This is a genomic window from Caldimonas sp. (genome assembly GCF_046289365.1).
Lineage (GTDB): Bacteria > Pseudomonadota > Gammaproteobacteria > Burkholderiales > Burkholderiaceae_C > Caldimonas.
In genome coordinates, this window is the sequence record NZ_JBKBVU010000136.1 from 1 (window position 1) to 8,344 (window position 8,344).

8 protein-coding genes are annotated in these 8,344 nt (G+C 61.1%); 6 read left to right on the forward strand and 2 right to left on the reverse strand.

The genetic code is table 11. The annotated features are described in order from the left end of the window. Window positions 1–488, forward strand: a 488-nt coding sequence (locus ACK42S_RS12780) for a phage portal protein (protein ID WP_409708019.1), incomplete at its 5' end; no start/stop codon positions are given. 521 nt (window positions 489–1,009) lie between these two features. Further along, the gene (locus tag ACK42S_RS12785; RefSeq protein ID WP_409708022.1) at window positions 1,010–1,234 is read left to right on the forward strand and encodes a hypothetical protein; all 225 of its coding nucleotides are present in this window, start codon (window positions 1,010–1,012) and stop codon (window positions 1,232–1,234) included. On the opposite strand, the gene ACK42S_RS12790 is transcribed toward ACK42S_RS12785, so the two are convergent. Next, the gene (locus tag ACK42S_RS12790) at window positions 1,231–1,731 is read right to left on the reverse strand and encodes a mismatch-specific DNA-glycosylase (RefSeq protein ID WP_409708024.1); all 501 of its coding nucleotides are present in this window, start codon (window positions 1,729–1,731) and stop codon (window positions 1,231–1,233) included. The genes ACK42S_RS12785 and ACK42S_RS12790 overlap by 4 nt on opposite strands. Before the next feature lie 63 nt (window positions 1,732–1,794). Here ACK42S_RS12790 and ACK42S_RS12795 point away from each other — a divergent pair, with 63 nt between their 5' ends. The 4 genes from ACK42S_RS12795 (at window position 1,795) to ACK42S_RS12810 (ending at window position 6,691) form a co-directional block, all read left to right on the forward strand. After that, window positions 1,795–3,906, forward strand: a complete 2,112-nt coding sequence (locus ACK42S_RS12795; protein ID WP_409708027.1) for an AAA family ATPase — start codon at window positions 1,795–1,797, stop codon at window positions 3,904–3,906. Window positions 3,907–4,324: 418 nt separating this feature from the next. Beyond that, on the forward strand, window positions 4,325–4,732 hold the full coding sequence (locus tag ACK42S_RS12800) for a hypothetical protein (protein WP_409708030.1): 408 nt from the start codon (window positions 4,325–4,327) through the stop codon (window positions 4,730–4,732). 523 nt (window positions 4,733–5,255) lie between these two features. Beyond that, window positions 5,256–5,981 carry a hypothetical protein gene (locus tag ACK42S_RS12805; RefSeq protein ID WP_409708033.1) on the forward strand — a complete coding sequence of 242 codons (726 nt, stop codon included), beginning with the start codon at window positions 5,256–5,258 and terminating at the stop codon, window positions 5,979–5,981. After that, window positions 5,978–6,691: a hypothetical protein gene (locus ACK42S_RS12810; protein ID WP_409708036.1), complete on the forward strand. Its 714-nt coding sequence runs from the start codon at window positions 5,978–5,980 to the stop codon at window positions 6,689–6,691. Before ACK42S_RS12805 ends, ACK42S_RS12810 begins: the two co-directional genes overlap by 4 nt. A 172-nt stretch (window positions 6,692–6,863) precedes the next feature. Here the strand turns inward: ACK42S_RS12810 and ACK42S_RS12815 are convergent, their stop codons facing one another. Further along, the gene (locus ACK42S_RS12815; RefSeq protein ID WP_409708039.1) at window positions 6,864–7,901 is read right to left on the reverse strand and encodes a WD40 repeat domain-containing protein; all 1,038 of its coding nucleotides are present in this window, start codon (window positions 7,899–7,901) and stop codon (window positions 6,864–6,866) included. Window positions 7,902–8,344 lie beyond the last annotated feature (443 nt).

Here is an 8,344-nt window from a genome sequence, read left to right on the forward strand (position 1 = left end):
AGCACTACTCTTCTGCCTCAACCAACACCTCAGGTCGCCGCGACATAGCCGCCCCGCCTGCTCGATCAAGTCGCGCAGACTGCTCGCCAAAGTGGGGCATCCCGGACATCACCCCGGCCCTGCCGTTGTTCGCCCAGCTACGCCGCTTCACGCTGGCCGTGATCGCCGCCGCCGAGACGGCCGCCGACTTCGCCGGCATCCTTTACACCGACGCGCCCGCCAGCGGCGAGGCCGACGCCGCCGAACCGTTCGAGCCGATCGAGTTGGAGAAGCGAGCACTCGTGACCATGCCCGGCGGCTGGAAGATGAGCCAGCTTCAAGCGGAGCAGCCTTCGACCGGATACGCCGAGTTCAAGCACGAGATTCTGAACGAAATCGCTCGCTGTTTGAATATGCCGTTCAAAATGGGTGATCGAAAGGCACGCTTTTTGGAAACAACCCAAGACCCTGCCCTGGCCAGGATTTGCGGCCACCAGGATGCGTCGTGAAGAAGATTCTGCCCAGAATTGTGCGGCAGCTTGCCCCCGTTTTGCGTCCGAAGAAGCAATAGAGGGACCGCTTGGCAATCCCGTTCGTCATTTCGCCCCGCTTTCGCGTTGAAGAACTATTAGAGGGCTGTCGCGTACGGATCTGTACTTTTTTTGTGAAATCCGGCCAGATTTTCGCAAAGTGGCCCTCTCACCGTGTAGGTAACAGATAGAGGGACAATTTTTTGGTCAATGCGACCGCGTTTGCGGTCATTTAACAGTAGCTGCATTTATCGCCCACCGAACCATCGAACCGAACCCGACTCGCACGAATTAGCCACAACCACCACTGCCCGGCGGACGGCACCAGCCGTTCGTGCGCGATCATGCGCGTTCATCGCGGGAGGATTCATGGCTGACGAGCCAGACGACAACCACAGCGGACTCAGCGAGGTGGCGGCGGCCGCGTGGGCCGCCGTGCTGCTTGACATCTACGAGCGGCGAAAATGCAACGAAGGCAAGGAACACGAAGGAGCGGACCCATGTCCCGAGAGATTATTACGGCAAGCGGGTTGAGCGGCATTGGCATCGGCATTACCGGTGTCGCCAACCTGGTGCGGACCATGTATCACGGCGTGCCGATCCGCACCGTCACGCTGGCGGCGGCGCTACACCGCTCCGAGGGCGCCGTCGAGGACCTGCTGCGGCGGGCGGCGCGTCAGGGCTTGCTGGCGTGCGTTTCCGGGCGCGGCTGGGCGCCAGGCTAACCCAACGCTAGGGCTTGTTTCAAAGATGCCAGGTCATGCCAGTGATCCTGACACCAGTATCGGCGCGCTGCACCGGAAGGAGAAGGAAGAACAAAGAGCTTGGTGGCTTCACACTCTTCGGGGAGGAGTCCGTAGCCAACAGGCCGACCAAGAAATGCCGTAGCCGCACGCTTGCTGGTAAAAGCCAAAATACGGGGATGAAACTTGCGAATCGCCTGACGCAGTCTATCGGGATCAAAATGTTCTCGCGCCAAAGCGTTGTCGTTCCCCGAAACAGATTTCACAAGGTCTGTTAACCCTAGCCCGAGGCGGATTACCTCCATGTACTCTTCAGGTTTCAACTCACGGGGAGTTAACCCGACATTAAATAGTGTCGACCAAAAGCGATTGCCGCGACCAGCATAGTAGGCCCGACGACGGGCTGAAGCGTTACCTGCGGCCGTGCCGCAAAAGACTATCGCCAGATTGGGCTCAAGAACATCACGCAGAATGGTCATCGCTCGCGATTGTCCCCGAGCGATTGGTAGGGGTCAAGAGCCGCTATCGACACGAGAGCCAACATGCCGACTCCGACGGACCGCTTCGCATTGTTCGACTGGCTTTGGCCGGCGTGCGAGCCGGATCAGGCCAGCGTGCTCTATCTGAAAGGCGCCGAGCCGGGCCCCGGCTGGATCGCTGGTGAGGCCGACGTGCAGCGAGCGCTCGCAGCCTGGCGCTCTGGCACGTTGACTTGCGAGGCATTCGATTCAGTCACGCAGGACAATCGACCGTACCGCATTCTCGCTGGCACGCGCCTCGGTCTGGTCCCGCACCGCGATGGGCAGGTGAGCCGCTTTTGCATCGACCTCGACGACCACGCTGGCGACGGCGGCAATGTCCGCTTGGCGCCCGCTGTGAATCGCTTCCTTGGCAGCAAGGGCCTGTTCTTCACCAGCAAGTCGGGCAAGGGTCTGCATTGCTTCTATGACCTGGCGCAGCCCATGCCGGTCGAGGCGTTCATCGCCTGGGCGAAAGCCTATGGCTTCAATCGCCAGGGCGACATCGAGTGCTTCCCGAAGAGCGAGAAGAAGTCGCAGGTCTGGTTGCCGAACGACCCGAACGACGCTGGCGGCGACATGCACGTCGGTGGCGACTTTGATTCGTGCGTGCTGCGCGAGTTGCCAGCGGCGCCGAGCAAGACGCTCAGCAAAGATACGCTCGATTTCCTGCGCGGCTTCGTGACGCAACCGGATCGCAATACTGCCATGAACAAGGCGGCATTCGAGTGCGCTCGCCGCGGCATAGCCGAGGCGGAAGCACGCACGCTGTGTATGCGTGGCGCCGAACTCTGCGGCCTATACGCCGAGGAGCCTGGCCAGTGCGAGACGACATTTGCGAGCGGCTTCAACGCTGGCGTTCAGGCTGGTGAGGCGAAGGATGAGCAGGCGGTCCGCGACCAGCTGGTCAAGTTCTCCTACGACCTGGCCAAGCTCGCACGCGGCCAGATGCCGTTGCCAAGGGTGCTGAGCGAGGTCGAGGCGAAGCTTGGCGAAATCACGCTGCGCATCGACGGGCCACGCCAGGAGTTCAACCGGATCACGGCAAGCGAACTGGCTAGCGCCAAGTATGACCTGACCTACCTGGTCGAAGGCGTGCTGGTGAAGGATCAGCCAGCCGGCCTGGTCGGCCCGAAGAAGTCGCTCAAGACCAGCATCGGCCTCGACCTGGCCGTGTCGATGGCCACCGGCGGCAAGTTCCTGGGCTACTTCCGCGTGCCAGAGAAGCGCCGCATGGCGGTCATGTCGGGCGAGTCGGGCCTGGCCACGATCCAGGAGACGGCGCTGCGCATCTGCCTGGCTGCTGGTGTTGACCTGGCCGCCACCGGCCTCATCTTCAGCGACACGCTCCCGCACTTCGGCGACGCGATCAACATGAAGGCGTTTCGGCAGTTCCTCAAACGCGATGGCATCGAGGTCGTGTTGGTCGATCCGGCCTACCTGTGCCTGCCTGGTGACGTGAACGCGGCCAACCTGTTCGATATGGGCCGCATGCTGCGCCAGGTCAGCGAGGCGTGTCAGGACGCTGGCGCTACGCTAGTCCTGGCGCATCACCTGAAGAAAGGCGTGGCCGATCCGTATGCGCCAGGGCAACTCGAGGACATCGGCTGGGCTGGCTTCCAGGAGTTCTTCAGGCAGTGGATCATGATCACGCGCCGCGAGCCGTATGAGTCTGGTTCTGGCATGCATCGCCTGTGGCTCTCGACTGGCGGCTCGGCAGGCCATAGCAGCTTGCATGGCATCGACATCTACGAAGGCGTGCACGATGCGGCCGGCCAGGAGCCGCGCGTATGGCAGGTCGAAATGATGAAGGCGACCGAGGTGTTTGCCGAAGCCGAGGGCCGACGCGAGCAGGCCAAGGACACCAAGGAGGCGACCAGGGCCGACGCCAGGCTGCGGCATGACATCGGCAAGCTGCTCGACGTGCTCGCCAGGTATCCGGATGGCGAGACGATTACCACCCTGACAAAGCAGGCCGGCGTCAACCGCGAGCGCGGCCGGACCGCCATCGACACGCTCGTCGAGGAGGGCCAGGTCGTGGCGTGCGAGCTTACGAAGGGCAACAATAGGCGGGTGTTGCCAGGGTTCAGACTCGCTCGCTTCGAGAGCTATGGTGAACTAGGCATGGCTGGATGACCGAGCGGGACAGCACCACATATATACATGGAAAGCCAGTCCGCCTCGGTCGCTTTGCCAGGCAACAGGATTGAGCGAAACAAGCGAATTCGCTGTTACAGCATTGCTGTCAAATGACCGGGACTGACCAGTCCGCCTCGGTCATTCGACCGAGCGGGACTAGGATCAGGGCATATATATGCCCTGTCCGTCTCGCTCGGTCATCGAATCATCCGGTCACGGTCGCGCCAATCAGCTTGTCCCGGTCGCTGTTCCCGCCAGGGTCCTAACTGGCAGTGGAGCCTGCCAAATTGGCCGTCGGAACGGCAGCGGATAAGAGCAGAGTTTGGGCAGTTACAGACCGCCTGACCTGGAACAGTACCCTGGCTGGCGGACTCGGCGCGCTATAGCGCTCACAGAGGCTCTATAACAAGGAACCTTGACCAATTCCCAATCCGACATGTTACAGGCGGTTCTGGGCGAACTGGTGGCGTTTGCGGGCCAACCTGACGACCCGCTCGCCGACGCCGACCGCTGGCAATGGTCCATGCGGCACCGTGGCGTGCCGTACCGCCCGGACCACTGGCACGGCGCCCGCCTGACGCCGGCGCAACGCATGACGTGCTCGCGGGCTGTGCGTGGCATGGCGACCGCTGGCCTGGTCGAGCGCGTTACAGAGCCTCGGCGGAACCGTGTGACGCATCTACGGCCAACCGCCGCTGGCCTGGCCAGGGCGCTGGCTGGCAACGACGCCAACCAGACCGCCGTCACCCTGGCCCTACGTAAGACCGACTGGGGCGCGGCGCTTGCGGACGAAATCGAGCGGGCCGTCAAGGTGGCGGCGTGAGCCAGGGCAAGCTGATGGCCCTGAAACACTCCAGGAAATTTTCCTGAAGTGTCAGCCGGCGGATGCTTCAGGGAAGTTTCCTGAAGCTGCAGCAACCGCCTCGGCTCCAAAGCCCAAGAACACTTGTGGAAATTCTCCACAAGTGTTCGTCAGCGCGGCGGTCGGGCGCGGCGTTCAACTTGGTGGAAACTTACCACCAAGCTGAACGTTCAGGAAAATTTCCTGAACATAGCAGCGCTGGCGTCGCTGACCAGAACGCCAGCATTGCCCACGCGGTCCTGCAACATACCAATCTATCCCACGGCCCAAGCCGACGTGTTGCTCGCGGTTCTACGCGATCACTGTAGCGTGCTGGCAGCGTTCAAGAATGCGGGCCCACGTAGGCCCGCATTTCTGCAACCGGCTTGTGGGCGTGTCTGGAACGCCAGGGCCGAATTTGGAAGTTACGTTGTGGAAAATTTCCACAACATACGGCGTGCCTGACCAGAACGCCAGCATTGCTCATTCCTGGAGGAGACTTTACATGGCGACCGACGTTGCAGCCCTCTGTGAGCGCGCCAGCGAGCTTTGTCACGCGCTCGCGCCCATCGACCTTGCCGACATGCCCGTCTACGTGCTGCCGCAGTCCAGGCTGCCGGCCGACCTGGGCGGCGCGGCCATCTGCGACGGCTTCACGCAGGACACGCTCGATCTCTACCTCCGCGATGTGATCGGCGCGGGCTGGCGCGGTCGCGGACCCTGCATGGTGATCCGCGATGCCGCCTTCGCCGGCTGCGCTGAACCGCGCGCCATCGAACTGACGTTCCTGGCCATCGCCATTCACGAACTGGCCCACGTACTGGAGCGCGACCAGCCCTTTCGGGATCGCTCCGACCTGACCAGCGAGGCCATTCAACAGCAAGCCTTGGCCAATGGCCGACAGGTCGCCAGTGAGCCGTCGCAAGCCCAGCGCGACCAGCCCTGGATTTACCACAATGCCAGGTTCTCGCGCGTCGCCATTCATTTGCGCCATCGCGCCGGCCTGCTTGGCGTGCCAGTGAGCGCCGCCCTTTTGTGCGCTGGGCCAGCTTATGGCCTGTCGCCGGCGAGCGAATACGTCAAGGCGCTTGGCGACGAGCCGGCCAGGCTGCTTGGCGACAGCTTCCGGACCATTCGCCAGAGTCAAGTTCCCGATCCGTTCTTCCGGCTGTGGACGGCCGACGTGGCCGCCTGGCTCGATCAACACCCGGTTCCAAAGGAGGCAGCATGAACCTGAACCTGAGCAAGTTGATGGACAAGATCGTGGGCCGGCAGCAGAAGCGACAGCAAGAGCGCGTCGCCAGTTTCTGCGACCTGGTCAAGCACATCGCCGCCGGCCAGGAGCCCGACGCCGACCTGGTCGACGAAGTGCTGCACAACTCCGGCAAGTCGCTCAACGACCTCAAGGCCGCCGTCGAATTGCGGCAGAAGCGGCTAGCGCTCCGGGCACAGCTTGACCGCGTCCCGGACCTGACCAAGGAACGCGAGGCGAACCAGAAACACATCAGCGAGGCCTACGCCGAGTTGCAAAAGGCGGAGGAGCGCTGTGAGGCGGTCGCCAGGCCACTAATCTATCGCAACGAACAGTTGACGGACGAGATTCGGGAAGCGGATCGCGCCAAGAACCAGTTGGCCAATACCTGTCCCTACGAAGAACTCCTGACGACCATCGCCGAGGTGGTCGCCGAGATCAAGGCGGTAAACCACAAGATTAACGACCTGACGGGTCGCATCCAAAACTGCCATCGCGAGGCTGGCAACCTACGTCAGCAAGCGAGCGTCAGCCATCGACCAGACGATGCCGACCGACTGCGTGCCAAGGCGGATGCTTTCGAGCGCGGCGCCAAGGAAATGGACGCCAAGGTGTCGCCGTTACGCACGCAAATGGCCGACTTGCAACGGCGCGAGACTGAGTTGCGCGAGCGGCTGCTGGAGCCGTAGCCATTTGCAATAATGATCTTTGACAACTCAGCAGTTTCGTGAGCCGCCGGGCCAGCGCGCCCGGCGGCTTGCTGGTACTTGGATTACTCGCGCCTTTGATTACTCGATGCCTCCTGGTGCGCCGCGGGCCGCTGTGTCTCGCCATCAGACACCGGCCGGCGGCATGTGGATTTTAGTTCTGTCCTCCGTTCTGCAAAAGCTTTTTCACGTCCCAGACGCGGAGTACCCGATTGCAGCAGGTAGCCAGCAGCGTTTCATCAGGGGATAATGCCAGGCCCCGAATATCGTTCTCCTTTTCACAAGAAACTGAAGCGAGTTCTTTCTCCGCGACGACGTCCCACAACCGAGCCGTCCGGTCCAAACTCGAACTGGCTAGCCTTCGACCATCCCGAAAATAGATAAGCTGAACGACCGAAGATTTGTGGCCCTTGAGAGTCGTCTTGACCTTGCCCTGCTTCCAATCCCATAGCCGAATCGTCCCACGGTCATCGCCTCCTTGTCCCGAAGCCAGAGTCGCGCCATCAGGGGAGAAAGCCAGTGAAAGAGTTGATGACACCTTGTCCGCACTAAGCCGGCCGTTTTCTCGCCCGGTGGCAGGATCGACCAGCACGATGTCGTTGTCGACTCCACCTCCGGAAATGGCCAGCACCTTGCCATCGGGCGAAAAGGCCAGCGCGTAAATACCATAAGTGAGCGGGTCAAATGCGAGTAATTCCTTTCGCTTATCAACGTTCCAGACATGAACCGTACGCTCATCTTCTCCGCCAATATCTTTAGATGAAGTGTGCGAAGCGGTTACCAAGATCTTGCTGTCCGGCGAGAAAACCAAGCTCGTGATATAGTTACGGCAACCGGCCAGCTCGGCGAGTTGTTTCCCAGTGCGTGCATCCCATAGCCGAATCTCACCGCCGCCACCCCCGGTGGCCAGGAGTTTGCCGTCAGGAGAGAAAGAGAGGCACCATATGGCCATCCGGTGTTCCCGATTGACGCTGATTTTCTCTCCGGTCGCGGGATTCCACAGGATCCATTCACCTGGGCCTGGAAAGCTGCCACCGCCTGTCGCCAGACGGCTTCCGTCGGGCGCCATTGCCCCATAAGAATGCGAGTACCGCTTGTCGATCATCCGTTGCCAAACAAGAGGCTGCATGTTCTCTTGCCAGGCAGCCGAAGCCAAGGCAGTGCAAATGGCAATTAGTCCCAAATGGATCATTGCTTTCTCCTTGCTTTTGAAGCGAGTCGAATACTGTCACGGACACGGACTTCATAGCCGGCACTCACTACTGCCGCACCTCGAATGCCACCGTGCCATAGAGCTTGCAAAAATCCGTCAAGCTCAGCGTAAATGTCTTTCCGTAGTTGGCAAATTCCGCGCTGTTCCACGGGTTCTGCAGTTGAACCCGCTTGTTCACGGGGTCATAGCCGATTATCGCGAACGCATGCGCGGGCGGTACGATATTCTGCTGATCCTTGGTTGGGTCGTCCCAATCTGGATTGGGCAAGCTTCCCGCTGTGATAGCCAGTATTGGCGGTTTGAGAGCAATTGTCAAATGTTGTGGATGGCGGCTTGCTCAGGCGGCTTCGGTTTGCTCCACCCCATCAACAAACCGCACCCCGGTAATCACCTTCAGCAGCAACGGCGAGCCGTTCAACATC

Excerpts from the sequence above, each read along its gene's own strand:
- ACK42S_RS12785 (WP_409708022.1), top strand. The coding sequence starts at position 1,010 with ATGTCCCGAGAGATTATTACGGCAAGCGGGTTGAGCGGCATTGGCATC.
- ACK42S_RS12790 (WP_409708024.1), bottom strand. The coding sequence starts at position 1,731 with ATGACCATTCTGCGTGATGTTCTTGAGCCCAATCTGGCGATAGTCTTT.
- ACK42S_RS12795 (WP_409708027.1), top strand. The coding sequence starts at position 1,795 with ATGCCGACTCCGACGGACCGCTTCGCATTGTTCGACTGGCTTTGGCCG.
- ACK42S_RS12805 (WP_409708033.1), top strand. The coding sequence starts at position 5,256 with ATGGCGACCGACGTTGCAGCCCTCTGTGAGCGCGCCAGCGAGCTTTGT.
- ACK42S_RS12810 (WP_409708036.1), top strand. The coding sequence starts at position 5,978 with ATGAACCTGAACCTGAGCAAGTTGATGGACAAGATCGTGGGCCGGCAG.
- ACK42S_RS12815 (WP_409708039.1), bottom strand. The coding sequence starts at position 7,901 with ATGATCCATTTGGGACTAATTGCCATTTGCACTGCCTTGGCTTCGGCT.